The 26048-nt window shown below is 48.1% G+C and carries 27 protein-coding genes and 2 riboswitches; of the genes, 25 read left to right on the top strand and 2 right to left on the bottom strand.

The features are described 5' to 3' along the window. Positions 1-102: 102 nt before the first annotated feature. From ACQCVH_RS24095 to ACQCVH_RS24085, 3 genes are all read left to right on the top strand, one after another. Positions 103-1449: a PepSY-associated TM helix domain-containing protein gene (locus ACQCVH_RS24095; protein ID WP_426838170.1), complete on the top strand. Its 1347-nt coding sequence runs from the start codon at positions 103-105 to the stop codon at positions 1447-1449. Between the two features lie 12 nt (positions 1450-1461). Then, complete coding sequence (locus ACQCVH_RS24090; protein ID WP_426838169.1) at positions 1462-1923, top strand: FixH family protein; 462 nt, start codon at positions 1462-1464, stop codon at positions 1921-1923. A 121-nt stretch (positions 1924-2044) separates the two neighbouring features. After that, the gene (locus ACQCVH_RS24085) at positions 2045-2224 is read left to right on the top strand and encodes a hypothetical protein (protein WP_426838167.1); all 180 of its coding nucleotides are present in this window, start codon (positions 2045-2047) and stop codon (positions 2222-2224) included. Between the two features lie 60 nt (positions 2225-2284). Here ACQCVH_RS24085 and ACQCVH_RS24080 read toward each other — a convergent pair whose 3' ends face one another. Next, on the bottom strand, positions 2285-2896 hold the full coding sequence (locus tag ACQCVH_RS24080; protein WP_426838166.1) for a TetR/AcrR family transcriptional regulator: 612 nt from the start codon (positions 2894-2896) through the stop codon (positions 2285-2287). Between the two features lie 189 nt (positions 2897-3085). Here ACQCVH_RS24080 and ACQCVH_RS24075 point away from each other — a divergent pair, with 189 nt between their 5' ends. The 3 genes from ACQCVH_RS24075 (at position 3086) to ACQCVH_RS24065 (ending at position 7082) form a co-directional block, all read left to right on the top strand. Next, positions 3086-3844: an SDR family oxidoreductase gene (locus tag ACQCVH_RS24075; RefSeq protein WP_426838165.1), complete on the top strand. Its 759-nt coding sequence runs from the start codon at positions 3086-3088 to the stop codon at positions 3842-3844. Between the two features lie 334 nt (positions 3845-4178). Beyond that, complete coding sequence (locus ACQCVH_RS24070) at positions 4179-4982, top strand: zinc-dependent metalloprotease (protein WP_426838164.1); 804 nt, start codon at positions 4179-4181, stop codon at positions 4980-4982. 414 nt (positions 4983-5396) lie between these two features. Next, complete coding sequence (locus ACQCVH_RS24065; protein WP_426838163.1) at positions 5397-7082, top strand: methyl-accepting chemotaxis protein; 1686 nt, start codon at positions 5397-5399, stop codon at positions 7080-7082. A 44-nt stretch (positions 7083-7126) separates the two neighbouring features. Here ACQCVH_RS24065 and pdxR read toward each other — a convergent pair whose 3' ends face one another. Continuing rightward, positions 7127-8527 carry a MocR-like pyridoxine biosynthesis transcription factor PdxR gene (pdxR, locus tag ACQCVH_RS24060; RefSeq protein WP_426838162.1) on the bottom strand — a complete coding sequence of 467 codons (1401 nt, stop codon included), beginning with the start codon at positions 8525-8527 and terminating at the stop codon, positions 7127-7129. Between the two features lie 109 nt (positions 8528-8636). Here pdxR and ACQCVH_RS24055 point away from each other — a divergent pair, with 109 nt between their 5' ends. The 19 genes from ACQCVH_RS24055 to ACQCVH_RS23965 all read left to right on the top strand — a co-directional run bounded on the left by ACQCVH_RS24055 (position 8637) and on the right by ACQCVH_RS23965 (position 25597). Then, the gene (locus ACQCVH_RS24055) at positions 8637-9350 is read left to right on the top strand and encodes an aspartate/glutamate racemase family protein (protein WP_426838160.1); all 714 of its coding nucleotides are present in this window, start codon (positions 8637-8639) and stop codon (positions 9348-9350) included. Between the two features lie 116 nt (positions 9351-9466). Continuing rightward, positions 9467-9651, top strand: a riboswitch (cobalamin riboswitch). Between the two features lie 120 nt (positions 9652-9771). Beyond that, positions 9772-9964: riboswitch (cobalamin riboswitch) on the top strand. A 131-nt stretch (positions 9965-10095) separates the two neighbouring features. Continuing rightward, on the top strand, positions 10096-10482 hold the full coding sequence (locus ACQCVH_RS24050; RefSeq protein ID WP_318060176.1) for a (2Fe-2S) ferredoxin domain-containing protein: 387 nt from the start codon (positions 10096-10098) through the stop codon (positions 10480-10482). Positions 10483-10523: 41 nt separating this feature from the next. Beyond that, a complete protein-coding gene (gene cobJ / locus ACQCVH_RS24045) occupies positions 10524-12161 on the top strand; it encodes a precorrin-3B C(17)-methyltransferase (RefSeq protein ID WP_318060038.1) in 1638 nt (545 codons plus the stop codon). 22 nt (positions 12162-12183) lie between these two features. Further along, complete coding sequence (locus tag ACQCVH_RS24040; protein ID WP_426838158.1) at positions 12184-13113, top strand: sirohydrochlorin chelatase; 930 nt, start codon at positions 12184-12186, stop codon at positions 13111-13113. Then, positions 13110-13904, top strand: coding sequence for a precorrin-6A reductase (cobK, locus tag ACQCVH_RS24035; protein ID WP_426838156.1), 795 nt, complete (start codon positions 13110-13112; stop codon positions 13902-13904). The genes ACQCVH_RS24040 and cobK overlap by 4 nt, the downstream gene beginning before the upstream one ends. Continuing rightward, entirely contained in the window at positions 13894-14541 is a 648-nt protein-coding gene (locus ACQCVH_RS24030) for a precorrin-8X methylmutase (protein WP_426838155.1), read from the top strand. The genes cobK and ACQCVH_RS24030 overlap by 11 nt, the downstream gene beginning before the upstream one ends. Before the next feature lie 3 nt (positions 14542-14544). Then, complete coding sequence (locus tag ACQCVH_RS24025) at positions 14545-15648, top strand: cobalt-precorrin-5B (C(1))-methyltransferase (RefSeq protein ID WP_426838153.1); 1104 nt, start codon at positions 14545-14547, stop codon at positions 15646-15648. Next, positions 15632-16840: a precorrin-6y C5,15-methyltransferase (decarboxylating) subunit CbiE gene (gene cbiE, locus ACQCVH_RS24020; RefSeq protein WP_426838152.1), complete on the top strand. Its 1209-nt coding sequence runs from the start codon at positions 15632-15634 to the stop codon at positions 16838-16840. The genes ACQCVH_RS24025 and cbiE overlap by 17 nt, the downstream gene beginning before the upstream one ends. Continuing rightward, positions 16840-17541 carry a precorrin-2 C(20)-methyltransferase gene (cobI, locus tag ACQCVH_RS24015; RefSeq protein ID WP_426838226.1) on the top strand — a complete coding sequence of 234 codons (702 nt, stop codon included), beginning with the start codon at positions 16840-16842 and terminating at the stop codon, positions 17539-17541. The genes cbiE and cobI overlap by 1 nt, the downstream gene beginning before the upstream one ends. After that, positions 17541-18314 carry a precorrin-4 C(11)-methyltransferase gene (gene cobM / locus ACQCVH_RS24010; protein WP_426838150.1) on the top strand — a complete coding sequence of 258 codons (774 nt, stop codon included), beginning with the start codon at positions 17541-17543 and terminating at the stop codon, positions 18312-18314. The genes cobI and cobM overlap by 1 nt, the downstream gene beginning before the upstream one ends. Next, positions 18314-19465 (top strand): cobalt-precorrin 5A hydrolase, encoded by a 1152-nt coding sequence (locus ACQCVH_RS24005; RefSeq protein ID WP_426838149.1) that lies wholly within the window; start codon positions 18314-18316, stop codon positions 19463-19465. Before cobM ends, ACQCVH_RS24005 begins: the two co-directional genes overlap by 1 nt. Next, positions 19462-20850, top strand: coding sequence for a cobyrinic acid a,c-diamide synthase CobB (locus ACQCVH_RS24000; protein WP_426838147.1), 1389 nt, complete (start codon positions 19462-19464; stop codon positions 20848-20850). Before ACQCVH_RS24005 ends, ACQCVH_RS24000 begins: the two co-directional genes overlap by 4 nt. A 21-nt stretch (positions 20851-20871) precedes the next feature. Continuing rightward, entirely contained in the window at positions 20872-21513 is a 642-nt protein-coding gene (locus tag ACQCVH_RS23995; RefSeq protein WP_426838146.1) for a precorrin-2 dehydrogenase/sirohydrochlorin ferrochelatase family protein, read from the top strand. Next, positions 21506-22276: a uroporphyrinogen-III C-methyltransferase gene (gene cobA, locus ACQCVH_RS23990; RefSeq protein ID WP_426838144.1), complete on the top strand. Its 771-nt coding sequence runs from the start codon at positions 21506-21508 to the stop codon at positions 22274-22276. The genes ACQCVH_RS23995 and cobA overlap by 8 nt, the downstream gene beginning before the upstream one ends. Before the next feature lie 18 nt (positions 22277-22294). Further along, the gene (locus ACQCVH_RS23985) at positions 22295-22864 is read left to right on the top strand and encodes a nitroreductase family protein (RefSeq protein WP_426838143.1); all 570 of its coding nucleotides are present in this window, start codon (positions 22295-22297) and stop codon (positions 22862-22864) included. A gap of 76 nt (positions 22865-22940) precedes the next feature. Next, the gene (locus ACQCVH_RS23980; protein WP_318060174.1) at positions 22941-23669 is read left to right on the top strand and encodes an energy-coupling factor ABC transporter permease; all 729 of its coding nucleotides are present in this window, start codon (positions 22941-22943) and stop codon (positions 23667-23669) included. Beyond that, a complete protein-coding gene (locus tag ACQCVH_RS23975; protein ID WP_426838142.1) occupies positions 23669-23941 on the top strand; it encodes an energy-coupling factor ABC transporter substrate-binding protein in 273 nt (90 codons plus the stop codon). The genes ACQCVH_RS23980 and ACQCVH_RS23975 overlap by 1 nt, the downstream gene beginning before the upstream one ends. A gap of 6 nt (positions 23942-23947) precedes the next feature. Then, on the top strand, positions 23948-24718 hold the full coding sequence (cbiQ, locus tag ACQCVH_RS23970; RefSeq protein ID WP_426838141.1) for a cobalt ECF transporter T component CbiQ: 771 nt from the start codon (positions 23948-23950) through the stop codon (positions 24716-24718). A gap of 15 nt (positions 24719-24733) precedes the next feature. Beyond that, the gene (locus tag ACQCVH_RS23965) at positions 24734-25597 is read left to right on the top strand and encodes an energy-coupling factor ABC transporter ATP-binding protein (protein WP_426838140.1); all 864 of its coding nucleotides are present in this window, start codon (positions 24734-24736) and stop codon (positions 25595-25597) included. Positions 25598-26048 lie beyond the last annotated feature (451 nt).

The following is a 26048-nucleotide window of genomic DNA, read 5'->3' as shown; positions in this document are numbered from 1 at the left end:
TGGCTGAATTTATTAATATTTTTTGCAAAAACTTCATTCATCCCTCACATTTTCACATTATATTGTTTTATAGAATTTGATTATGAAAGGATTACAGCCTCTATGGAAAATAAAACAAAACCGGAGGGCTCCCTCTATAAAACGGTTTGGAGATGGCATTTTTATGCCGGCATTATTTTTGCACCTTTCCTGATCATTTTGGCAGTGACAGGATCGGTCTACCTGTTCAAGCCGCAGATTGAGCAGGTGATCTACAAGGAATATTATGAAGTCCAGCCGCATGGGGAGCGGATGCTTCCTTCACAACAGCTTGAAGAGGTTAAGAGTCTGTATCCTGATGCTTTTATATCGAAATACCGGCCTGGAGAGGAAGACACCCGGTCCAGTGAAGTAAGCATCATGAATGGGGAAGAATCTCTTACCGTATTTATTGATCCTTATACGGGAAAGTCATTGGGGACATTGAACTATGATGACCGGATCATGAACAAAATTGAAGAGATCCATGGTGAACTGATGGCAGGCACCATTGGCGACCGTATCGTCGAATTGGCTGCCTGCTGGGCGGTTGTCCTGATCGTGACCGGCCTGTATTTATGGTTTCCGAGAAAACGAAAAGGGTGGTCAGGTGTACTGCTTCCCCGTTTGAATAAAGGAAAAAGAGTTTTCAGAAGAGATTTACATGCGGTGCCCGCATTTTGGGTCACAGCAGGAATGCTTTTCCTGATTATGACCGGCCTGCCCTGGTCAGGCTTCTGGGGAGTGAACTTCCAGAACTGGGCCACGAACACAGGGGATGGATATCCGCCTTCCGTCTGGACCGGCAGTGCTCCTGAATCTGCAGTAAAAACGAAGGATATTGCAGAAGTGCCGTGGGCAGCCGAGAATCTGGAAGTGCCAAAATCGGAAGTGGAAGGCTTTATCCCGCTTTCCATCAATGATGCAGTCACGATTGCCCAATATGAAGGCATGGATCCGGGCTATACAATTATTTTCCCTTCAACGAAGGAAGGCGTGATTACACTTTCTGCTTTTCCGGCAAAGGCCCAGGATGAAGCCACCATCCATCTGGATCAGTACTCGGGTGCAGTGCTTGCCGATTATCGCTATGATAATTACGGCTTTATCGGTAAACTGGTTGCCTGGGGAATCACCCTTCATAAAGGAACCCAGTTTGGACTGATCAATCAGCTTACAAGCCTGTTCATTTGTCTGGGCATCATTTTTGTCGCCGCCAGCGGTCTGTATCTCTGGCTGAAGCGGAAGCCGAAAAAAGGAATGGGCGCCCCTGCAGGCCCTTCAGCATTAAAAATGAAGGTGTTCCTGCTTATATTGATTGCACTGGGCATCATTTTTCCGCTTGTCGGCCTGTCGCTCATTGTGGTCTGGCTTGTGGACTGGCTCATCATCAGGCGGATTCCAGCTGTCAAAAAATTCATGAATGCATAAGGGAGTCTTAATGTGAAAAGAGTTTTATTTTTAATCGTAATGGGAGTGCTGCTTGGCGGCTGCTCCCTTGATGAAAATGCGGAGGAATTGTATAAAATAGAGCAGCCGCTACAGGCAGAAATTATCCTGCCTGAATCATTTGCTGCCGGTGAAAATGTCCCCATCCGGGCAGTGCTCACCCAAAACGGCAAGAAAGTGGCTGGTGCAGATTATGTCCATTTCGAAATCTGGAAGCGGGACGGGACTGTCCATTATCCAATGGAAGAAGCGGCTGACGAAGGAGAAGGAGTTTATCAGCTTGCCAAAAAGTTTGAACAAGATGGGGTCTACACAATTAAAGTGCACGCAAGCAGCGCCGGCTCGCTCATCATGCCGCAAAAGCAGTTTGTTGTTGGGGAACTTACAGAAGCCGAGCTGGAGGAGCTGATGAAAGAAGGGGAGGCGCCTTCCGGCAGTCATGAGGGACATCATTAAAAGTGAAGGAGAGGATTCATTGACGGGTTCAATGTTTTTTTCTGAATAGAGAATGTCACCACTCATTATGATGATGGATTTGTCAATTTTATGGTAAAATATCCTAAAGGAGGCCGGATTCATGACCTTTTATAAAAAGTATTATTTAGGATATCTTGTTTTTGTCCTGCTATTGCTGGTTGTTTATGTTACGATTCCAGCTGAATACGGCTTTTACGCTCTTATGGGACTAACAATACTGTTTGGATTGTATCAATTCAGGATTTTGCCGAAGAAAAGCAAGAAAATCAAGAATCATTAGCGAATTTGTATTTTGGCTGCATTACCCATTTATAGGGGGCAGCCATTTTTATTGAAGTTTTCACCTTGTCTCATTCAAAGGCTTCACAATTGAATCCGACTGCCTGTGCCTCATAATTTCTAGCAGCTGCTGGGCCATATAGGATGGGCTGTACTTGAATCCGCCATTGACCCATTCAACGATCATGCCTAGGATGGCATATGCCTGGTAGCTGGCCTGCATTTCACGATTGATCTGCGGAACCGGAAAGGGATTATCCAAATCATTCAAGGCGAGGTCCTTAAGGACAAGGCAAAACTGGGCTTGAAAGCCTGCCATAGTGTTCGACTGGACTATCAGCGAATAAAAACCTGAAAATCTGCTCACATGGTCGAATACCTTGATGGCTGATGTAGTGAGCTTATTGACTTCGAGCACTTCCATACCTTTATAAGGCTCTCTGAAAGATTCAATCAGATCGGCGATCACCTCATCAATCATCTCCTGCAGCAGATCCTCTTTATACTGATAATGCTTATAAAATGTCCCTCTGTTCAGGTCTGCATGATTAACGATTTCAGTGATTGATATATCCTTGAAATCCTTCTCCTTCATCAGGCTGACGAGCGCTTCCTTCAGTGCCCGCTTGGAACGGAGTATTCTTCTGTCAGTATAATCATCTTTAATAGACATAAAAGGCCTCCCTTGTTCAATAAGTCTGGTAATTCAACAGGCTTGTATTCCTTTGTTCATTAACAGACATTCTTCCTCTCTTTTGCTGATTGAACAGCTTCCTTAAGTAAAATTATACTATAAGTAGCAGTTCGTTAGTAAACAGCTGTTCATTAAATAGGATACATTCTATCATTTGGAGGAATGGATATGAGACTTCAAAACAAAACAGCAGTTGTAACAGGCGCAGCATCAGGAATGGGAAAGGCGATCAGCGTCCTGTATGCAAAAGAAGGAGCAAAGGTTGTCGTATCTGATATAAATGAAGAAGCTGCCAGGCAGACAGTGGAAGAAATCAAGTCTGCAGGCGGGGAAGCTTTCGCTGTTAAAGCGAATGTGGCGAATGAAGAAGATATTCAGCAGCTGATCGACAAGGCGGTCGAGGCTTACGGTACATTGGATATTCTCGTGAATAACGCCGGGATCATGGATAATTTCGAACCGGCAGGCGATATTACAGATGAGAATTGGGAAAGGGTTTTTGCCATTAACACGACAAGTGTGATGCGGGCAACGAGAAAGGCCCTCCAGGTCTTTTTGGAGAACAAGTCAGGCGTCATCATCAATGTAGCTTCAGCAGGCGGCCTGCAGGGAGCGAGGGCAGGTGCAGCCTATACTGCCTCCAAGCATGCAGTCATAGGCTTCACAAAAAATACAGGCTTTATGTATGCGAATGAAGGAATCCGCTGCAATGCGATCGCACCGGGCGGCGTTGAAACCAATATCAGCAGCTCCATGACCAATGTCAATCCATTCGGAATGGGCCGGATTCAGCCTGGACTTGCTGTCAATCCGCGTGTAGGCAAGCCAGAGGATATCGCTAAAATTGCCCTGTTCCTGGCATCAGAAGATTCCAGCTTTGTGAATGGGACTGTCATTACTGGTGATGCAGGTTGGACGGCATTTTAAGAAAGAGGTCTGTGGAAGGAAGAATTCATCCTTCCGCAGGCCTATTTTTAATTTTAGTGAAAAAGTCCTCCTTTTTTATCTCAAGTAATTTATTTTAGACCAGAAGAGCTTCAAAAAAAGAGGTTTTCCCAACTTTTTAATGACACCTTTCACAAAATCAGTAAAATCCTATTATTTTTTGCTTCACTTTTTTTCGAAAACCGATTCTCTCAGCTATAAACCTGAAGGATTTCTTTCCATTGTCCCAAGATAGCTTTCCCAATTCAATATTGAAGGGAAACTGGAAGAAATAGAAGAATACCTCCTTTGAATAAAAATTCAAGGAGGTATATCTATGAAAAAACAGTTGAAGGTCTTATCATTATCATTGCTCAGCACCCTTGTAATCAGCTCAAGTGCTTATGCCGGGGCCGGGGAGCACCATCATGAGCATCCGACAGATGCCTTACAATACATTGGAGATTCCTTGCCGAAAGCAGCGGATTTCAAGGATCTTGAAGAAGAAGCCATTGTGGAAAGAGATACATCAGTCAGTATCCTTAATGAAAAGGGCACTGTGACTGGAATTATGAAAGCAGACAAAAATACACAGGATGGAAAAGCCTCGCCTCAGGATACGGGCGCCCGGAAGGTGACAGTCCTTGCTGTGGCAGATGAAGAGTACCGGAGCGCCTATAGCGATTGGCAGACCCGGATCCAAAATATTATTGAAACCGCTGACAATGCTTTTAACAGGGACCATGGCGTGGACTTTGTTGTTCAGGCGGTCGCAAGCTGGAGTTCACAGGGATCGAACAGTTCACAGATTCTCAGCGATCTGCAAAGGGACTGGGATGGGAGAGGCTATGATTTCGTAGCCGGTTTTACAAGAGACTCTGCTTTTGATGCAGGCGGTATCGCTTATGTGTACCAGGCAGCGCCATCAGGAAGTGCCATCAGTGTGAATCTGGACCAGGGGACTGCCAATACAGCCAAGGCAGCGCAGCATGAGTTCTCCCATAATTTCGGTCTCGGCCATGATGCACAGGGGAGCGGGATCCGCTGCATCATGAACTATGACTATTCTTACTCCATCGACTATTGGCACTCTCAGCATAATTCACAGATTGCAGCGAATAAATATTGGTATGGGAATTAGCAGACCTGCTCCTCCAATTTTGGGGGAGCTTTTTTTCAGTTCGGCGCCTCAAACTTGAAAAGGCTGCATAAAAGACAGCAGATATTGAATTATTTCATTAGCAGGCTTGTCTGCTGAATACTGGTTATAAGTTTTGAACTGGCCTTTGGTTATTACTATCATTTTATCGGGAGAATGAATGGCATTCTTACCGAAAGGAAAAAGAGCTTTAGGATGGGATTAACGGGGGTCCAGAAAAGAGCTGCATTAAACTATATTAAAATAGTTTTTTGGACGCGTTTTATACTGATAATACTCCTTCTTTCCAAATATCTCCTAATGTTTTATTTGGATGTTCACTCTAAATAACCTTGTTCCATTGACGATATTAAGATTAAGAAATTATTCTTAATATAATATATTTGGAGGAAACTAGTGAAAATTAAAACGCGGTTAATCACAACTATTTCAATCCTGGTAGGGTCAATTGTCCTGCTTGGCAGTTTTTCAATCTATGTTATCAATGCACAGGTGAACCGAGCTGACCTGCTTCAGGACAAATTGGAGTTTCAAAAAGATATCATTAAAATCCAATACCGCCTCGCCGGGATTTCAAACGATGAAAGAGCTTTGATTATAACGGGCGATGAGCAGTATGCAGAGAGTATGAATGAGAAGGCAGAGGATGTCCAGTCCCTGATCAGGCAGGCAGAGGGCAAAGCGCTTGAAAAAAAGAATCTTGAGCAGATCGAGAAAATGGAGTCCAGCTTCAACATGTTTTGGGATATCAATCAGAGGGTCATTGGGCTTTATGAAACTGATCCGGAGGCAGCCAGGGACCTTCATTTCGGAGAAGAGCGCATGCTGAGAAAGGATGTGCTCGATCCGGCGGTGAATGAACTCGTGTCTGTGCTGAGTAAAGATGTCGAGCAGATCAATAAGATCAAGGAAGAAAATTCTAAGGGGAGCAAGGAGATTCTTATCGTCCTGGCTGTTGCAGCATCGCTGGCAGGCGGCATTTTAAGCTTCATGCTGCTTCGGTCCATACTGATTCCATTAGGAGCACTCAACAGGCAATTGAATAATATTGCATCAGGAGATGCCGACTTGACACAAAAGGTGGATGTAAAGGGCAACAATGAATTCGGACAGCTGGCCCAATCTTTTAATGCTTTTGTAGGTTCGCTTAGAGGGATGATTGCGCACATTGGCATTTCCTCTGAACAGGTGGCGGCCGCATCTGAAGAGCTCTCTGCAAGTGCTGAGCAGTCAAAAGCTGCGTCAGGGCATATAGCAGAAACGATGCAGACTATTTCCAATCACAACCATATACAAACCGAGATGACTTCAGGCAGCCTGAGATCTGTAGCAGGTTCTCTGGACGGCCTGAAATCTGTGGCTGCCAATACGGATAAAGCTGCGGAGGTATCCGCGGAAATGAGGAAGCAGGCGGAAGACGGAGCTTCTGCGGTTAAGGAAATGCAAAAGCAAATGAATTCAATCAGCCAGTCAGTCGAGCGTGCAGGTGATGGTGTATCTTCGCTGGTTTCAAGTTCAGCTGAGATACAGAAGATTTCCTCGCTGATCGCTGATATTTCAGGACAGACTAACCTTTTGGCCCTGAATGCAGCTATCGAAGCGGCAAGAGCTGGAGAGCAAGGAAAAGGATTTGCTGTGGTTGCTGAAGAAGTGAGAAAGCTGGCAGATGAAACCAATTCTTCAGCCGTGCAGATTCACAAGCTGGTAGCAACGATTCAAGAGGAGTCAAGCGAAACAGTTCAGGACATCCGTGTGGTAAAAGAAAATGTCTCTGCGGGCATCACGCTCTCGGAAGAAACCGTTTCTAACTTTGCCAGGATACTGGTTCAGATTGAGCAGGTAACCTCCCAGATTCAAGAGGCGGCAGTAGCAACCAGATATCTGACAGACGAGTTTGGGGGAGTCCATGAAACCATTGAAGGAATCGCCGCCGGCTCCCAGCAGACACTGGAAAGCTCTGAAACAGCAGCAGCTGCCAGTCAGGAGCAGCTTGCTTCTGCAGAAGATGTATCAAATGCAACACAGTCCCTCGCCCGATTAGCAGAGGAATTGCAGGAAATGATCTCACGATTTAAATCATAACAAAAAAGGGAAAGCAGACTTTATCGTTTGCTTTCCCTTTTATTTTACTTTTCAGGGAAGCTCCTGATCGCTTTCTCAAGCCTCGCTGTCCCTTCTTCTATCCTGTCAGGCGTCAAGCTGCCGTAACCGAGCATAATTTTATTTCTATGACTGCCTTTCACGATGCTGTAATCCTCCACCGGGTATACCCGGACAGAATGGCTGAAGATCCAGTCCAGCAGCTTTTCGTCAAAAACAATGGAGGGGAATTCAGCAACCAGGTGCATCCCTGCCGCATGACCCCAGATTCTGCAGTCAGGAAAATGGTTTTTCAAGCTGTCCACTAAAGCCTGCCGCCGCTGCTTGTAGATTCTCTTCATCTTCCTGATATGCTTGTCGAAGTGGCCGTCTTTCAAAAAGCGGGCCAGAATCAGTTGTTCGATTCCTGAATGATGTCGGTCGGAATACCATTTTAGGTTCTTAAAATCTGCCAGTAAATCAGCGGGCAGGACAGCATAGCCAATTCTTAGACCAGGAGAAAGAATCTTGCTGAAGGTCCCGACATAAATGACCCTCTCAGGATCCAGTCCCTGAATGCTGTGGACCTGAGAACCTTCATAAGTGAACTCGCTGTCATAATCATCTTCAACTATATAAGTGCTATGTTTCCTCGCATACTCGATCAGCTGGATCCTTCTTTGGATGGTCAATGTACTGCCCAGCGGAAATTGATGTGATGGAAGTGTAAAAATAAAGCCTGGAGGCTCATCCTCAGGAAGATGTTCGGGCTTAAGGCCTTTTTCGTCTACAGGGATAGGGTCCAAAACGGCTCCATGATAGGTGAAAATATTCCTCATTTCATCCGTAACAGGATCTTCAACTGCTATCGATTGCTTATTTTTGACCAGCAGTCCTGTTATAAGCGAAAGCGCCTGTGTGGCACCGCTGGTAATGACAATTTGTTCTGCTGTGCAATTTACACCGCGTGTATGAAACAGGTATCTGGTCAATTCCTCCCTAAGCTCCGGCATGCCTGAAGAATCATGATACCCAAATGCCTGTTCAGCAGCATCAGAGCATACATCCTTTGCCAGCCTGCCCCATACTTTTCGGGGAAAATGATCCATGGCCGGGGTGGAAGCTTTGAAGTCTATGATTTCATCTATTGAATCGGGCAGCTTCTCCTTTTCTTCCCGAGGACGGGCCGTTTCTGACGGCAGAAAGGCTGCACCTGCAGCTATGTATGTCCCTGACTTCGGCCGGACTTCCAGGTACCCTTCTGATGCCAGCTGATCATAGACTTCCAGTGTGATATTACGGGAGACATGCAAAGAGGCTGCCAGCTCGCGTGTCGAAGGAACCTTTTCCCCTTCCTGCAATTCTCCATTTAAAATATATGTTCTCAGCTTCTCATAAATCTGCTGAGTCAATGTTTTTGTGCCCTCCCGGTCAATTTGAAACCACATGAACATCCCTCCAATCCTCTAACTGGTACTATAAAAGCAGTTGTATTGTGGCTCTTTTTCCATCCAGTATATCATGCTATCTTTACAATAACATTAGGAGGGTGATCACATGAAAACAATCGGATTAATCGGAGGAATGAGCTGGGAATCGACAAGCGAGTATTACTCATATATTAACCGCCTTGTTCAGAAAGAATTGGGGGGACTTCATTCAGCCCGCTGCCTGCTGTATTCTTTTGATTTTGAAGAAATCGCTGCCATGCAAAGAAGCGGGGACTGGGAAAAGGCAACTGAAAAAATGATTGAAGCAGCTAAGTTCCTTGAAACGGGAGGAGCAGACTGCATCGTTATCTGCACCAATACCATGCATCTGATGGCGGAAGATCTGCAAAAAGCCTGCAGAATCCCAGTCATACATATTGTTGAATGCGCAGTGGAGGAGATTAAGAAACAGGGCATTGATTCTGTCGGGTTGCTTGGCACCAGGTTCACAATGGAACAGCCTTTTTATAAAAAAATCCTTGAGGCTAACGGCATTGAGGTTCTGGTTCCGGAAGAAGGTGATCGGGAACTGGTTCATGAGGTGATCTTTGAGGAATTATGCAGGGGTGAATGTAAGGGGGAGTCAAAAACTGCTTATCTCGATATCATTCACCGCCTGGAAAAGAAAGGCGCCCAGGGAATCATCCTCGGATGCACGGAAATTCCCCTGTTGATCAGTCAGGAAGACTGCCGGCTGCCTTTATTCGACACAACTTTTATACATGCATCAAAGGCAGTGAAATTCGCACTGGGAAGTCAATATAATCCTTCGAATTCCTGATAATAGAACTGCTGATAAAGGCATTTTTGCTGAAAAATATCATAATATGTCATATCACAATTGGTAAAACAATACAATACTTGAATTATTAGAATTTTAGAGTAAATTAAGAGAGAATCTAATAGCCATTTAAAAGTGCCCATTTTGACAATTGGGATAATAGGGAATCCGGTTAGAATCCGGAGCAGCCCCCGCTACTGTATATGCTGATGAAATTGCCATCATCCACTGGGAAACCGGGAAGGAGGCAAGAGTAAAGTGACGTATAAGCCAGAAGACCTGCTTTTAAATTTCGTTTCTTATTCTTCGGAGGGAAGGCTGGGAATGATTTTTCTTTCTTTTTTGCATGCCAAAAAATGAACAGGAAATCATCTCGCGCCTTAATTCCGGAATATTGGGATTAAGGTTTTTTATATGCTGAAATGAATACAAAAACATAGGTGCATGACAGCTGTGACAGGCTGTCGTGCTTAAAAGGGAAGCCGGTGCAATTCCGGCACGGTCCCGCCACTGTGAAAGGGGAATCCAGCTGCAGCAGCCACTGATGAATGTCGGGAAGGCGCAGCCGGGTGACGATCCTGAGTCAGGAGACCTGCCTTGTTTTTTCTTTCTTTAGCTCCTACGGGTCATAGGTGCTGGAAGACATGATGCATAGGCAATCCTTTTTTGCCTATGCCTGCTTCTGGCACTCTGCCCAATGGGGTTGGAGTGCTTTTTATTTTTTCAAAAAGAAGGAGAGATCATGATGACAACCTGGAATCTGACACGGACGAAAAGCCATGTATTGATCTGCAATGGCTCAAGCTGCATGAGAAAAGGCGGCGAAGAGGTGACAGAGGCCATCCGTGATGAAATCAGCCGGCTGGATCTGGATGCTGAGGTGCATACCACCAGGACAAGATGCAACGGGCGCTGCAAGGATGCATGTGTGGTAGTCGTGTACCCTGAAGGAACTTGGTATAAGGCGGCAACTGAGGAGATTGGCCGGAAAATCATCCGGAATGAGCAAGCCCCTGTCTATGAGCTGAGGGAGTCTATTCTTTATGAATATGAGGAAAGCACTTTCGTTAAGGTGAGCGAAGACTCAATTAAAGGGATTGAGAAGCCTGCAAAAGAGCTGAAGGAAGTCTGACCGCTATGGGACAGCCATTTTGCCAAAAGGAGAGGATAGCTGTGAAAGGTAAGCTGCTGATTGTCGGCTTCGGCCCTGGCAATGCGGAACATATCACAAAAAGGGCGAAGGACGCCATTCAGGAAAGTGACTATATCATTGGCTACAAAACGTATGTAGAGCTGATCCGTGATCTGATCACAGACCAGGAAATCATCAGTACAGGGATGTCGGAAGAGGTATCCAGGGCACAGGCAGCAGTCAGGTATGCTGAAGAAGGGAAGAAGGTTGCCGTCATTTCAAGCGGGGATGCAGGGGTCTATGGAATGGCAGGGCTTGTCTATGAAGTGCTGATTGAGAAAGGCTGGAGGGAATCAGACGGTGTCGCCGTGGAAGTGATCCCCGGGATATCGGCCATCAATTCATGCGCTTCCCTGATCGGAGCTCCGGTCATGCATGATGCCTGCACTATCAGCCTAAGTGACCATCTTACTCCGTGGAGCATCATTGAAAGGCGGATTGAAGCGGCAGGCATGGGAGATTTTGTCGTTGCTTTGTATAATCCGAAAAGTGGCAGGCGGACGAGGCAAATTGAAGAGGCACAGAGGATTTTGGCTAAATACCGTTCGCCTGAAACACCTGTCGCCCTGATAAAAAGCGCTTACCGAGACAGTCAAAACGTTGTTATCACCAATCTCAAGGATATGCTTGAATTTGATATCGGCATGCTGACGACCGTGATGATCGGGAATTCATCAACCTTTATTTACGATGGCAAAATGATCACCCCAAGGGGCTATCAGCGAAAATACACTTTGGATGCTGCAGAGCAAAGGCTCCGTCCGCACGAACGGCTGAGGCCGGAAAATGAGCCATGGGCCCTTCACGAGGGGAAAGCGGAGCAGCCGTCCGTTCAAAAGGCTGGTAAGCATAGTGCTTCACCTGCCGAGCTGGCCATGGAAGCACTGGAAAGAGCGTCTGGAAAGTCATACAGAAAACAGGAAGCCCTCAGTCCGTCGCCGTCTATGCTCCATGTTCCGGAGAAAGCCGCAGATACTTTTGAGCTGGCTGTAAGTCCGGGAATCGCCAACAAAAAGTTTACCCCAAAACAAATGATAACACTGGCTGAAGTGGCAGGCGAAGAGGGGACGATGGAATATACACCTCATCACCAGATATTGCTGCGGATCCCGACAAACAATCCTGAGTCCGTCACTATGAAGCTCGAAAAGGCAGGATTCCTTCTGGCTCCGGTTGGAGATGTCTTTCAATTGAAGGCCTGCGACTTCTGTGAAGGGGAAAAAGGCGCTTCCATACCATATGCCGAGGAGATTCAGGCGAAGCTTGGCGGGATCCAGCTCCCGAAAGAGCTGAAGCTTGGATTCAATGGCTGCGGTATGGCCTGCTATGGAGCAGTGAATGATGATATCGGCCTTGTATTCCGAAAAGGCAAATTCGACTTGTTCCTTGGTGCCAAGACAGTTGGCCGGACCGCTCATCCCGGGCAGGCAGCTGCGGAGGGCATACCGCCCGATCAAATCGTCGGCGTGATTGAAAGCATTGTCCGGGAGTACAGGGAAAACGGTCACCCGAATGAGCGCTTTTACAAGTATTTCAAGAGGGCCAGACAAGTTCAGGGCTTTAAGCATAAAGATATCGCTCCGGTTATCGAATTGGAGCCAGCCCCTTGCGGCGAATAACTATACAGGAGGAGAGAAGTTCATGAGAGCAGTATTGCTGGTAGGCCATGGAAGCAGAGATCCCGAAGGAAATGTCCAGGTAAGGGAATTTATCAGGGAGCTTGAGCCCAGGCTCGATTCCTCGCTTTTGGTAGAAACATGTTTCCTTGAATTTGAAATGCCGACAATCAGCCAGGGAATACAAGCTTGTGTAAGAAAAGGAGCCAAGCATATTGTCGTTATCCCGATCATGCTCCTTCCGGCAGGACATTCCAAGATTCACATTCCTGCGGCGATCGATGAAGCAAAAGAGCATTATCCCGGCGTACAGTTTACATACGGCAGACCCATCGGCATTCACGAGGAAACTTTTGAAATCAGCAAGACCCGGCTTGAAGAAGCCGGTGAAAACTGGCGGGAGAGTGACGAAGGGACAGCTGTCATCCTTCTTGGCAGAGGGGGAAGCGATCCGGACGCAAATAGCGAGCTTTTCAAAATTGGCCGCCTTCTCTGGGAAAAGACCTCCTTTAAGCTGGTTGAACCGGCATTTATGGGTGTTTCAGACCCTCTCATTCAGGAGGGGGTAGAAAGATGCATAAAGCTTGGAGCAAAAAGAATCATCATTCTGCCGTACTTCCTGTTTACCGGTATTCTGATCAAAAGGCTTGAAAACATGATGGAAGGCTTTACAGCTGCCCACCCGGAAATTGAATTCAAGCTTGCCGGCTATTTTGGATTTCATGAAAGGCTGCATACCATTATAAAAGACCGGATTGATGAGGCCCTTCTAGGGGATGTGAAAATGAACTGTGATACATGCCAGTATCGCCTCACGGCAATGGAGCATATCGATCACCACCACCATCATGACCATGATCACCATCACCATCATGATCACGGCGATCACCATCATGACCATGCCCACACCCATGCCGGAGAAGAGCATCAGGAAAAAGAGGTTCAAAAGATATGATCCTCTGCCTTGCCGGCACCAGTGATGCAAGAGAACTGGCAGTGGAAATGAAAAAAGCAGGCTATGATGTCATTACTTCTGTCGTGACTGATAATGCTGCGCTGGAGTTGGAAAAGAAGGGGCTGGAAGTACGTGTCGGCAGGCTGTCAAGGGAGGAATTCTCCGACTACATAAACTTACAGAATATCAAAGTGATCGTCGACGCGAGCCACCCTTTTGCTGAGGAGGCGAGCCGGAACAGCATCCAGGCAGCCGCAGATGCAGAAATTCCTTATATTCGCTATGAAAGGGCTTCCCAGTCATTTGAGGATGAGGGGATTACCTTCGTTTCCAGTTATGAGGAAGCAGCAGTGGCTGCGGAAGGAAAGAAGGGTGTCATCATGCTGACGACCGGAAGCAAAACACTGCAGATTTTCACGGACAAGCTTCTTGGAGACCCGGATATCCGGCTGGTAGCCCGCATGCTCCCCCGTAAAGACAATATGGAGAAATGTGCTGAGCTTGGTTTTCCGCAAAAAGATATCGTTGCGATGCAGGGACCTTTCACAAAAGAATTTGATAAAGCCCTGTACAGGCAGTTTGGTGTAACGGTCATGATAACGAAGGAAAGCGGGAGGGCCGGGTCAGTAAGTGAAAAATTGGAGGCAGCAAAGGAGCTCGGAATCGATGTGATTGTGATCAGGCGCCCCGAAATCAGCTATGGAATTAAGTACTCCATTTTTTCAGATGTACTGGACCATCTGGGCCGGCTGGCGCCAAACATAAAAAGGAGGCAGGAAAGTGGACTTTAAGACAGACTTTAAGCCGGTGACTGTTCAGCCGGAAATGATTGAAGTGAAGAGCTTTGAAATGATTGATGAAGAAATTGGCGCACATCCCTATACAGAGGAGCAGTATCCGGTCGTCCGCAGGGTCATCCATGCATCCGCAGATTTCCAGCTGGGGAAAAGCATGCTGTTCCATCCGGATGCTGTCACAGCAGGGATCAAAGCCATCCGGAGCGGCCGGCCGGTGGTTGCTGACGTCCAGATGGTCCAGGTTGGTGTGAGCAAACAGCGTATCGAAAAGTACGGAGGCAGTGTGAAAGTATATATTTCCGATCCTGATGTAATGACGGAGGCAAAGCGCCTGAATACGACAAGGGCAATTGTATCCATGCGGAAAGCGGTCAAGGAGGCGGAAGGAGGCATTTTTGCGATCGGAAATGCCCCGACAGCCCTGCTGGAGCTGATCCGGCTTATTAAAGAAGGCGAGGCCAAGCCGGGCCTGATCATCGGTCTCCCGGTCGGTTTTGTTTCCGCGCCGGAGTCCAAGGAAGAACTGGCCAAGCTTGATGTTCCTTTTATCACCAATGTCGGCAGGAAAGGCGGAAGCACAATAACGGTTGCAGCATTGAATGCCATCTCCCTGCTGGCAGAACAGGTTTAAAGCATGGAAGCGGCCGAAGAGAAAAAGCTTAGGCGGGGGTATACGACAGGTGCCTGTGCAGCGGCTGCCACAAAGGCTGCCCTGACTGCCCTCATTACAAAGGAAGAGCAGCCGGAAGCAACGATTCTTTTACCGGTCGGCGAGTTCGCGACTTTTTCCATGGAGGAATGCCTGTTTGCGGAGGAATCTGTACTGGCTGGTACGGTAAAGGATGGGGGAGATGATCCGGATGCCACCCATGGGGCGCTCATCCAATCACAGGTGTCCTGGCATCCCGGGCAAGGGATCATTCTGGACGGCGGACTTGGGGTTGGGCGTGTGACCAAACCAGGCCTGCCGGTGCCAGTCGGGGAAGCGGCCATCAATCCGGTGCCACGGAAGATGATCCTGGAAGCGGCAAAAGAAGTGCTTGGCCGCTTCGGGGTCCAAAGAGGCATCAAGATCATCATCTCGGTCCCCATGGGGGAGGAGCTGGCAAAGAAAACACTGAACGGCCGCCTGGGAATCATCGGTGGCATATCGATATTGGGGACGAGAGGGACGGTCATCCCTTTCTCCACCTCTGCCTACAAAGCCAGCATCGTCTCGGCCATCAATGTGGCGAAGGTGAGCGGCTGTGATCATGTGGCGATCACTACCGGCGGCAGAAGTGAAAAATATGCGATGCAGCAGTATCCGTTTCTCCCGGAGGAAGCCTTCATTGAAATGGGGGACTTTGTCGGATTTACCCTAAAGCAGTGTAAGCGGGCAGGAATGAAAAAGGTGTCGATGGTTGGCATGATGGGCAAGTTTTCAAAGGTCGCCCAGGGAGTCATGATGGTCCACTCGAAAAGCGCCCCCGTGGACTTTGAATTCCTGGCAGAATTGGCAAGAGCTGCAGGGGCACCTTCTGAATTGGTGGAGAAAGTCATAGAGGCCAATACAGCTTCCCAGGTTGGGGAGATGATGTTGGAAGAGGGGCTCAGCGGTTTCTTTGAACAAATGTGCCGCAGCTGCTGCCTGTCGGGATTAGAGGAAATAAAGGGCGGAATGACAATTGAAACAAGCATTTACACGATGAAAGGAAGCTTGTTGGGAAAGGCGGCAATAGATGGAGAATCCTATTAAAGTGATTGGAATGGGCGAGGATGGCAGAAACACCATTCTGCCGCTTTATGAACAATGGATCTATGAAAGTGAGCTGCTGGTAGGCGGAGAAAGGCAGCTGTCCTGCTTTTCTGACTACCAGGGTGAAACGATAACTATCAAAGGAGGGTTGCGGGAACTGGCCTCAGCCCTGGAAGAGGAAAAGCGGAACACAGTCATTCTGGCTTCAGGCGATCCCCTCTTTTATGGGATCGGCGGATATCTGTCTTCTAAGGTTAAACTGGAAATCTATCCTTTCTTCAGCTCTGTACAGCTTGCTTTTGCAAGAATGAAAGAGAGCTGGCAGGATGCTTATTTTGCAAGCGTGCACGGCCGCAGCATGAAGGGGCTGATCCAGCGGATGGATGGATGCGGAAAAGTTGCATTGCTGACAGACAAGGAGAATAGCCCTTCAAAGATCGCCCGTTATTTGCTTTCATATGGAGCGGAAGAATACCGGGCGTTTGTTGCTGAAAATCTGGGCAGTGCCGGCGAAAGGACAGGCTGGTATTCACTGGAGGAAATGGCCGCCGCCGATTTTTCATCCCTTAATGTAGTAATACTTAAGAAAACCGGATCTTCACCGGAATGGCCGATCGGCATCCCGGATGAAGAATTCCTCCAGCGCAGGCCGGATAAAGGACTCATTACCAAAAAAGAAATCCGGACATTGAGCTTAAGCGAACTGAAGCTGAAAAAGAACAGTGTGGTTTGGGACATCGGCACCTGCACGGGGTCTATTGCGATTGAAGCAGCTAAAATTGCCCGCGAAGGCGCCGTTTTTGCAATTGAAAAGAATGAGCAAGATCTGGAAAACTGCCATCAGAATATGAAGAGATTCAGGACCGATTTCACGGCTGTCTGCGGGAAAGCGCCTGAAGGGCTGGAGGGTTTCCCTGATCCGGATGCTATATTCATAGGCGGCACAGCTGGAGGCATGGAGGAAATACTCGATGTATGCTGCAGCCGCTTAAGGCCGGCTGGGCGGATTGTACTGAACGCTGCCACGATAGAATCACTGGCAGGGGCTGTAAAAGCATTCAAAGATAGAGGGTATGATGCTTCCGTCACCTTGGCGCAGATTTCAAGAAGCAAACCTATACTGCAATTGACACGATTCGAAGCGCTGAACCCGGTGTATATCATCTCAGCGAAGCGGAAGGAGGAAGCATGATGCATGGGACATTATACGGTCTCGGAGTCGGGCCTGGGGATCCTGAGCTGATCACGGTCAAGGCATTCCGTGTTTTGAAGGAATCGCCTGTAATCGCTTATCCGAGAAAGCGGAAGGGAAGCAAGAGCTACGCCCATCAGATTGTCGACGTATACATAGATGCAAATGAAAAAGAAATGCTCGGCCTTGTTTTTCCAATGACAAAGGATCCGGAGATACTGGAAAAAGAATGGAGCGCCACAGTGGAAATGGTATGGCAGAGGCTGGCCGAAGGCAAAGATGTCGCCTTTGTCACAGAAGGAGATCCTTTATTATACAGCACCTTCATCCATATGATGAAGCTGATGAAAGAGAAGCATCCCGAAATCATGATCAAAACCGTGCCAGGCATCTCTTCCATCAACGGGGCCGCTTCAAGGCTGGGCATTCCCCTTGCAGAGGGAGATGACCATGTAGCCATCATCCCTGCCCGCGACGATTATGAGGTGATGAAAAAGGCTCTGCTGGAGAACGACTGTGTCATTTTTATCAAAGTGGCCAAGGTGATGGATGTCATGCTTAAGCTTCTGAGGGAGCTGAATCTTCTGGATAAGGCCTCAGTCGTGACGAAGGTTACATCCGGCGAAGAAATCATATGGAAGATTGATGAATTGGAGCATGCGGAACTTGAATATTTAACACTGATGGTGGTGAGGAAATAATGAAGCTTTACATTATCGGAGCGGGCCCGGGAGCAGCCGACCTGATCACTGTAAGGGGATTGAAGCTCCTGCAGGAGGCGGACTCCGTATTTTATGCAGATTCACTCGTAAGCGAGGACCTGATTTCCCAGGCGAAGGAAGACGCGGAAGTGATAAAGACCGCAGGGATGCATCTGGAGGAGATGGTTGGTGCAATGGCAGAGCGCCTTTTGACAGGAAAAAAGGTGGTTCGCGTGCATACTGGCGATCCTGCTGTATACGGGGCCATTCTTGAACAGATGGCATTGCTGAAGGAAAGGGGCATTGAAACGGAAATCGTCCCTGGAGTGAGCTCGGTTTTTGCTGCAGCAGCTGCTACCGGAGCGGAGCTCACCATACCAGATTTGACGCAGACCGTGATTCTGACAAGGGCAGAGGGCCGGACGCCGGTCCCTGATGCGGAGAAATTGCGGGAATTGGCGCGGCATCACTGTACGGTTGCACTTTTTCTCAGCGCCACTCTGACAAAGAAAGTGGTAAAAGAATTCACCGCAGGAGGATGGCAGGATGATACCCCGGTTGCTGTCATCTATAAGGCAAGCTGGCCTGATCAAAAAATTGTGCGCACCACCCTGGAGAGACTGGACGAAGATATGAAGAAGAATGGGATCAGGAAGCAGGCCATGATTCTTGCGGGCTGGGCATTGGATGAGAAAATCCATGAAAAGGATTACCGTTCAAAGCTGTACGATAAGGAATTCACCCATGGGTTCAGGAAAGGAGTTCCGCATTGATGCTCCAGCTTGAAGAAGGGAAAAGGATAGAGGTTGAAACAAATCATGATTATGCCATCGTTGCCATTACCAAGCACGGGACAGATCTTGCCAGAAAGCTCCAGGATGCCTTTCAGCAGGCGGACCTGTTTTATATGGCCAAATTTGAAAAAGGGGATGAAGAGGAAAGGGGGGCCTTTCTTTTTACAGGAAGTGTCCGGCTACTCCTGCCGGACCTTTTCCGCACCTACAAAGGCATCATCCTGATTATTTCCCTCGGTGCAGTCGTCAGGATGATCGCTCCGATTCTGAAGGATAAGAAAACAGATCCGGGGGTTGTAGTGATTGACGATAAAGGGCAACATGTGATCAGCGTTCTTTCCGGCCATCTTGGAGGAGCAAATGAGCTTACAAGGGAGGTGGCCGAGATGCTTGGCGCCCAGCCTGTCATCACTACCGCCTCTGATGTCCAGAAAACAATTGCAGTCGACCTGTTTGGAAAACGATTCGGCTGGATCTGGGATTCTGCGGAAAAATTGACCCCTGTAAGTGCCTCTGTAGTTAATGAAGAGAGTGTCGCCATCATCCAGGAGTCCGGTGAAACAGGCTGGTGGCTATACGGGCAGCCCCTTCCAGGACACATAAAGACCTATTCCAGCATCGTGGAAGCCTTGTCAGAAAAGCCTGACGCGGCGCTGGTTGTCACCCACCGCCTGCTTCAGCCATCAGAAAAGGGGATCCTGCAGAATGGCGTATTGTATCGTCCCAAGGTCATTGTGCTTGGGATTGGATGCAACAGGGGGACTTCACAGGAAGAAATCGAGTCGGTCATCAAGGAAACCTTGCAGGATTTGCAGTTTTCCATCAAAAGTGTGAAGGCTATCTGCTCGATTGATATTAAGAAGGATGAAGAAGGGCTCATCAGTGCAGCCGAAAGTCTCGGCTGTGAGTTCCGGGTCTATTCCCCGGCAGAGCTTAATAGCGTCACACTGAAGGAACCATCCGAAACGGTTTTTAAATATACAGGTGCTTATGGCGTCAGTGAACCGGCTGCCATGCTGTACAGCGGTGCTGAAGAACTTGAGGTGGTGAAAAGGAAGTCCGGGAATGTGACCATTTCTGTGGCCCTCATCCCAATTCAAAGCAGGGAAAAGGAGCGGGAGTCCGTATGAACAAAAGAGTGATTATTGCCGGCACAGGCAGCGGAGTGGGCAAAACGACCTTAACTATCGGTCTCATGCGCGCTTTTCGGGATAGGGGCAAGACCGTCCAGGGATTTAAATGCGGTCCCGATTATATCGATACTTCCTATCATACAGCTGTAACCGGCCGTGCCTCCCGTAATTTGGACAGCTGGATGCTGCCGGCAGAGCGGGTGAGGGAAACGTATGTCCGCGGGAGCGGGAATGCCGACATCTCGATTATTGAAGGTGTCATGGGCTTCTTTGATGGAAAGGATCCGCTCAGCAATGAAGGAAGTACAGCTGATATCGGCCTCCTTACCGGCAGTCCGGTTATCCTGGTTGTCAATTGTGCAAGCATGGCAAGAAGTGCTGCTGCCATAGTCAAAGGCTTCCAGACGTTTGCTGAAGGGACGCAGATCAAAGGCGTCATTGCAAACCGGGTCGGAAGTGAAGGGCATTACAAACTCGTAAAGGCAGCCATCGAACAAGAATGCGGCATTCCGGTTGTAGGCTACCTGGAACGGGAGGAAGGGATCGAAATGCCCGAAAGGCATCTTGGACTTGTTCCTTCTATTGAAAGAGGAGAGCTTGAGGCCTTTTTTGAAAGGCTTGGCCAAATGGCTGCAAAAACGATTGACCTTGATAAAATATTTGAATTGGCAGAGGCTGCTCCTCTGGATCAGGAATTAGAACCGTCCTTTGGGAAAAACGAGGACCCGTCAGTGAGGATAGCCGTTGCTAAAGATGCTGCTTTTAATTTCTATTATCCGGAAAACCTGGAGCTGCTGGAGGATTACGGCGCAGAGATTATCTATTTTTCACCATTGGAAGGCGAGTGTCTGCCTGAGGGCGTCGATGGCCTCTATTTGGGAGGCGGATTTCCTGAAGAATTTGCCGGGAAGCTTAGCAGAGGGATCAGGGTAAAGCAGTCGATTAAGAATGCCATTGAAGAGGGACTGCCCACTTTAGCGGAGTGCGGCGGCTTTATGTACCTGACTGATTCAATTGTGACAGCGGACGGACAGGAATATGAAATGGCCGGCGTCATTTCCGGGCAGGCGAGGATGCAAAAGAAGCGGGCAGCCCTCGGCTATCGCGAAGTGACCGGAGAACCGGGGAATTTTCTGCTTCCGGATGGATTACAGGCAAGGGGGCATGAGTTCCATTACTCTGCATCAGAATTAAACGGCCCCCAGTCTCCAGCCTATACTGCCAATGGTATGAGGGGAGTAAAGAAAGAGGGATTCATGAAGGATTCTCTTGTTGCCGGCTATGTGCATTTTCACTTTGGATCTTGTCCTCAAATGGCGGAAAATTGGGTGAAAAAGTGCAGGGAGAAAAAAGAATCCAATTTTAGACAACAGCCTATTTGAGCAGAAAGGAAGTCGATATTCATGGCTTATTTCCCTGTTTCCCTTGAGTTGGCGGGCAGGCAGGCAGCAGTAATCGGCGGAGGCCGGGTAGCGGAGCGGCGGGTCAAAAGATTGATTAACGCCGGTGCCGTCACTACTGTCATTAGTCCCGTGGCAACAGACTATATCAAACGCTGCCATGAAGAACGGAAACTGACATGGAAGAAAAAAAAGTTCCATCCGGAGGATCTGGAAGGTGCTTTTATCGTGATGGCTGCCACGGACGACTGCGGCATAAATCAAAAGGTATTAGAAGCATGCGCCCCTGATCAGCTGGTGAATCTTGCGGATGATCCGCTGAACAGCCTGATCACCATCCCTTCGACACTGGAGAGAGGAAAGCTCTCCATTTCCGTCCACACTTCAGCTGCAAGTCCGGGGCTGTCAAAAAAGATAGTCAGGGAGCTGGAGCAGCGCTACGACAGCAGTTATGAAGAGTATGTGGAATTTCTGTTTCAAGCCCGGGGCAGGGTCAGACAGGAAGTCGGGAACACGGAGAAAAGGGAGGATATTCTATTTCGTCTACTGGGGGATGAATTTCTGGACTGGACCCGGAACAGACAATTTGAGAAGAGAGAACAAAAATTGAATGACCTAATAGAAAGGAGCTTCTGTCATGAATAAAGGAACAGTATACCTTGTCGGTGCAGGGCCTGGAGACCTTGGCCTCATGACGATATACGGTCTTGAATGCATAAAAAAAGCAGATGTAATTGCCTATGACCGATTGATCAACAAAGAACTGCTTAACCATGCCAAGGCTGATGCAGAGCTTATCTATGTCGGGAAGCTGCCTGGCAGACATGCGCTCATCCAGGATGAAATCCACACTCTCCTCGTCGAAAAGGCGCTTGCCGGAAAAAACGTGACCCGATTGAAGGGCGGCGATCCCTGTGTGTTTGGCCGGGCAGGTGAGGAAGCAGCGGTACTGGCAGAGCATGGTATCCCTTTCGAAATCGTTCCCGGCGTCACTGCCGGTATCGCAGCGCCTGCCTATGCAGGAATCCCGGTCACACATCGGGAACATGCTGCATCCTTTACCATTGTTACAGGACATGGAAGAAAAGAAAAGGGCATGGACTCTATCAATTGGAAAGCCCTTGCTGAAGGAAGCGACACAATCGCTTTTTATATGGGCGTTGGAAATCTGCCTGCCATCTGCCGGGAACTGATTGTACATGGCAGAAGCAGCAGCACTCCTGCAGCGGTGATTGAATGGGGTACAACAAGCCGCCAGCGGACCGTCACTGGCAGCCTTGAAACGATAGAGGGAGAAGCGGCAAAATCCGGCATCTCCCATCCAGCCATCATCCTAGTTGGAGAGGTCGTCAGATTAAGAGAGAAAATACAATGGTACAAGGAGCAGCAGGAAGCAATCCTATTATAAAATCGGGGAGGAGAAAACATGAGTGTGCTGGAATTGCTCGAAAACAGGAGGGCACTGCGAAACTATCAGCCGGCTCCGGTTGAGCGGGAAAAGATTGAAAAACTGCTTTATGCTGCTACATTGGCGCCAAATGATAAGAATCGGGAGCCGTGGAGCTTTTATGTGATCCAGGGGAAAGCCAAACAAGGCTATGAACAGCTGGCCTATGATTATCTGCTGGAACGCTTTCCAGCAAAGCCGAAATTGGTGGAGGCATCGATGAAGGTGGTCCAGGCTACCCCGGCCATGATTGTGGTTGCGTCGGATATAGCAGAAAACGACGATGAAGCGACGGTGGATAATGAATATGCCGCCTGCTGCGCCATCCATTCAATGTGGCTGGCAGCAGAGGAATTGGGACTTGGTTTTGTCTGGAGGACAAGAGGTGTGGGCCTTGTCCGCGACAGGCGCTTATATGAATTCATCGGCTCCCCGGCAAATAAAAAAATTGTCGGGACAGTGTTCATTGGTTATCCTGACCCGGAAGAACGGGAAAAGCTTAAGCCGAAATCGAGGATCGATTTTAAAGAAAAAACAAAATGGCTATAGGGGCAGCCCGCAGGCCAATCAAAAGATCTGACAGGAGAGAATAACGATGAAGAAACCCATTCTGCTGACCGGGACGATGATCCTGGCCTTTGCCGGCTTTTTCTGGCTCAACTCATTCCGCCCCGCCTATGCCATGCATATTATGGAAGGCTTCCTTCCGGTCGGCTGGGCAGTTTTCTGGTGGGCGGCAGTCATACCCTTTATGATTGCGGGCTTCCGTTCCATCAAAAAAACTTTGGCTGAAAAGCCGGAGCTCAAAATACTGCTCGGTTTATCAGGTGCATTTGCCTTCGTACTATCAGCCTTAAAAATACCGTCGGTTACAGGAAGCACATCACATCCGACCGGCGTGGGACTGGGAGCCATTCTTTTCAAGCCTGCTGCCATGAGTGTAGTCGGTTCGATCGTTCTGCTTTTTCAGGCCTTGCTTCTGGCTCATGGCGGATTGACAACCCTGGGAGCCAATGCCTTCTCCATGGCAGTGGTCGGCCCTTTTGCCGCCTATGCCGTTTTCAGGGGCGGACTGAAGCTTGGGCTGTCTTTTTCAATATCTGTATTTCTGGCTGCGATGCTGGGGGACCTTGGAACCTATCTAACGACGAGCATCCAGCTGGCGCTTGCCTTCCCGGCTGAAGCCGGCGGCTTTTTGGCATCATTCACAAAGTTTTCCGGAATATTTGCTGTTACACAGATTCCGCTGGCCATCAGTGAAGGGCTATTGACTGTCATTGTCATCAATCTGATTCAAAAATATAATCTGCCGGAATTCAAGCAGCTCTCCATCATGAAGGAGGCAAAGTACTGATGAAAAATCTTGTTCTCTTTATTATGGTTATTCTAATTGCAGCCATCCCGTTGATTTTCCTTCAGGATGCAGAATTTGGCGGAGCCGACGGCCAGGCGGAGGAGGCTGTAAAAGAAGTGGCTCCTGACTACACTCCATGGATTGGAAACCTCTGGGAAGCGCCGAGCGGTGAGATTGAGAGTCTGCTGTTTTCGGTCCAGACTGCTATTGGTGCAATCATAATAGGCTATGCCATCGGCTTCGGCAGGGCCAGGAAAAAATATACCAAATAGACCGATATGCTGAAAATAGATGAATACGCATATAGCAGCAGGCTGAAGCACATCCACCCGGCAGAAAAGGCCGTGCTTTCTGCGGGATGCCTGTTATTCTCTGTCATTACCCAAAATATGTGGATTGCACTTTGCGTAAGCTTTCTAATGTGTCTTCTCACTGTTTGGGCAGCGGGAATCCCATTGACTTACTATGTAAAGCTTCTGCTTCTCCCAGCCATGTTCCTCGCTACAGGAACGCTGCCTATCTTCCTTTCCATCATTCCTGCTGATGCAGAAAGCGCAGGTATCTGGCATGCCAATATCGGCTCTTGGAAGCTGTATATTGACGAGAGCGGGCTAGAGCAGGCTTGCCATCTTGCAGCAGGAGCAGCTGCAAGCGTCCTCTGCCTGTATTTCCTTATATTGACCACCCCGGTGCAGCAAATTATGTGGCTGCTCCAGAAGCTGAAACTTCCAGGCATTGTGCTAGACCTGACAGGCTTTACATACCGTTTCATTTTCGTGCTGCTGGAAAAGAGCAGGGAATTTCACCTCGCCCAAACCAGCAGGCTTGGCTACCAGAATCGAAGAACCTGGCTGGCCTCAATGGCCAAGCTTGCAGCAGGGCTTTTTATTAAATCAATCATGACTGCCAGGGAGCTCGAAACCGCTATTGAGAGCCGTGGGGGAAGCGAGGGGCTGTATAGGATGGATATCAGGCAAGAGACAAGGGCAGGCAATTGGATCGCCATCCTCATCATACAGTCTATGCTGCTAATTTTAACCTTGATGTAAAAGGAGGTCACGCCTATGAAAGAGCCATTCCTTTATCTGGACCATGTATCCTACAAATACGGCGACGGTACTCCCGCCCTCAGCGAGATTACGATTTCTATAGAACACGGCAGGAAAATTGCACTGCTGGGGAATAACGGGGCAGGAAAATCAACGCTGCTTTGCCTTTTGAATGGAATAATCAAGCCTTCAAAGGGCTGCCTTTATTATAAAGGAAGGAAATTGTCCCACACCCGCAAAGAAATACGGCAGCTGCGCCAAAAGGTTGGCATCGTCTTTCAGAATTCTGATTCCCAGCTGTTCTCTTCCAGTGTATATGAAGACATTGCTTTTGGGCCAAGGAATCTGGATCTGGATCCGCAGGAAATGGACCGGCGGGTGCAGCTGGCAATGGAACTTACAGAAACGGAGGAGCTGAAGGAAAAGCCGCCGCACTTATTAAGCATCGGGCAGAAAAAAAGGGTAGCCATTGCAGGTGTTGCAGCTATGCATCCAGAGCTATTGGTGCTTGATGAGCCCTTTGCCGGACTTGACCCGTACTATCAAAGAAAAATAGGTATGCTGCTTGAAAAATTCAGTGAACAATCTAAAACTATTCTGCTCTCAACCCATGACGTCGATTTTGCCTATGAATGGGCGGACGAAATTATCCTTTTGCACAACGGCCGCCTTCTGTTCCAGGGTACGCCTAAAGAGGTATTCAGGAAACGGGATTCAATAGAGAAATGTCACCTGCAGATGCCCTGGATCTTGGAAATTTTTGATAGATTGCAGCAAACGGATAAAGAATCCTATAAGCACATTCCCGGCTCAAAAGAGGAACTATTCGATATGATGAAAGCCATCGGAAAGGGCAGTAAGGCTGAGATTCTATTTTAGGAGAGCAGAAAAAGACAGATTTATTCCATATATAAGCAGGTTGACTGCTAAAATGGAAGCATAGAACGGACCTTACTAGAGAAGCCGCTCATGTATAGAAAAAGCCGTATCGATCCATGAAGGCCATCAAAAGAAGCTGCTCATGTATAGAAAGAGGCCCAATCAATGCATGAAGGCCATCAAAAGAAGCCACTCATGTATAGAAAAAGGACGAATTGATACATGAAGGCCATCAAAAGAAGCTGCTGATGTATAGAAAAAGGACGAATTGATACATGAAGGCCATCAAAAGAAGCTGCTGATGTATAGAAAAAGGACGAATTGGATTAAGTCCGTATAATTGTGTAAAAAGAAAAGGGGTCATTTTAATTCCTTTTGTCAACAATGTTAACAACCACGAAAACATTGGAGGAATTAAGATGACCCACTTACAGTTTAACCTAAATATTGA

It is taken from the genome of Bacillus infantis, assembly GCF_050107595.1.
GTDB lineage: Bacteria > Bacillota > Bacilli > Bacillales > Cytobacillaceae > Bacillus_AB > Bacillus_AB infantis_C.
Note: the sequence above shows the minus strand (reverse complement) of the source record. Positions and strands in the feature narration are given on the sequence as shown.

What these genes read in the sequence shown, in the direction of transcription:
- ACQCVH_RS23985 (WP_426838143.1), top strand. Translation starts at nt 22,295, where the DNA reads ATGAGTGTGCTGGAATTGCTCGAAAACAGGAGGGCACTGCGAAACTAT.
- cobI (WP_426838226.1), top strand. Translation starts at nt 16,840, where the DNA reads ATGCATGGGACATTATACGGTCTCGGAGTCGGGCCTGGGGATCCTGAG.
- cbiQ (WP_426838141.1), top strand. Translation starts at nt 23,948, where the DNA reads ATGCTGAAAATAGATGAATACGCATATAGCAGCAGGCTGAAGCACATC.
- ACQCVH_RS23965 (WP_426838140.1), top strand. Translation starts at nt 24,734, where the DNA reads ATGAAAGAGCCATTCCTTTATCTGGACCATGTATCCTACAAATACGGC.
- ACQCVH_RS24025 (WP_426838153.1), top strand. Translation starts at nt 14,545, where the DNA reads ATGGAAGCGGCCGAAGAGAAAAAGCTTAGGCGGGGGTATACGACAGGT.
- ACQCVH_RS24080 (WP_426838166.1), bottom strand. Translation starts at nt 2,896, where the DNA reads ATGTCTATTAAAGATGATTATACTGACAGAAGAATACTCCGTTCCAAG.
- ACQCVH_RS24070 (WP_426838164.1), top strand. Translation starts at nt 4,179, where the DNA reads ATGAAAAAACAGTTGAAGGTCTTATCATTATCATTGCTCAGCACCCTT.
- pdxR (WP_426838162.1), bottom strand. Translation starts at nt 8,527, where the DNA reads ATGTGGTTTCAAATTGACCGGGAGGGCACAAAAACATTGACTCAGCAG.
- ACQCVH_RS24005 (WP_426838149.1), top strand. Translation starts at nt 18,314, where the DNA reads ATGCTCCAGCTTGAAGAAGGGAAAAGGATAGAGGTTGAAACAAATCAT.
- cbiE (WP_426838152.1), top strand. Translation starts at nt 15,632, where the DNA reads ATGGAGAATCCTATTAAAGTGATTGGAATGGGCGAGGATGGCAGAAAC.
- cobM (WP_426838150.1), top strand. Translation starts at nt 17,541, where the DNA reads ATGAAGCTTTACATTATCGGAGCGGGCCCGGGAGCAGCCGACCTGATC.
- ACQCVH_RS24055 (WP_426838160.1), top strand. Translation starts at nt 8,637, where the DNA reads ATGAAAACAATCGGATTAATCGGAGGAATGAGCTGGGAATCGACAAGC.
- ACQCVH_RS24085 (WP_426838167.1), top strand. Translation starts at nt 2,045, where the DNA reads ATGACCTTTTATAAAAAGTATTATTTAGGATATCTTGTTTTTGTCCTG.
- ACQCVH_RS24050 (WP_318060176.1), top strand. Translation starts at nt 10,096, where the DNA reads ATGACAACCTGGAATCTGACACGGACGAAAAGCCATGTATTGATCTGC.
- ACQCVH_RS23995 (WP_426838146.1), top strand. Translation starts at nt 20,872, where the DNA reads ATGGCTTATTTCCCTGTTTCCCTTGAGTTGGCGGGCAGGCAGGCAGCA.
- ACQCVH_RS24075 (WP_426838165.1), top strand. Translation starts at nt 3,086, where the DNA reads ATGAGACTTCAAAACAAAACAGCAGTTGTAACAGGCGCAGCATCAGGA.
- ACQCVH_RS23975 (WP_426838142.1), top strand. Translation starts at nt 23,669, where the DNA reads ATGAAAAATCTTGTTCTCTTTATTATGGTTATTCTAATTGCAGCCATC.
- ACQCVH_RS24095 (WP_426838170.1), top strand. Translation starts at nt 103, where the DNA reads ATGGAAAATAAAACAAAACCGGAGGGCTCCCTCTATAAAACGGTTTGG.
- ACQCVH_RS23980 (WP_318060174.1), top strand. Translation starts at nt 22,941, where the DNA reads ATGATCCTGGCCTTTGCCGGCTTTTTCTGGCTCAACTCATTCCGCCCC.
- ACQCVH_RS24040 (WP_426838158.1), top strand. Translation starts at nt 12,184, where the DNA reads ATGAGAGCAGTATTGCTGGTAGGCCATGGAAGCAGAGATCCCGAAGGA.
- ACQCVH_RS24000 (WP_426838147.1), top strand. Translation starts at nt 19,462, where the DNA reads ATGAACAAAAGAGTGATTATTGCCGGCACAGGCAGCGGAGTGGGCAAA.
- cobK (WP_426838156.1), top strand. Translation starts at nt 13,110, where the DNA reads ATGATCCTCTGCCTTGCCGGCACCAGTGATGCAAGAGAACTGGCAGTG.
- cobA (WP_426838144.1), top strand. Translation starts at nt 21,506, where the DNA reads ATGAATAAAGGAACAGTATACCTTGTCGGTGCAGGGCCTGGAGACCTT.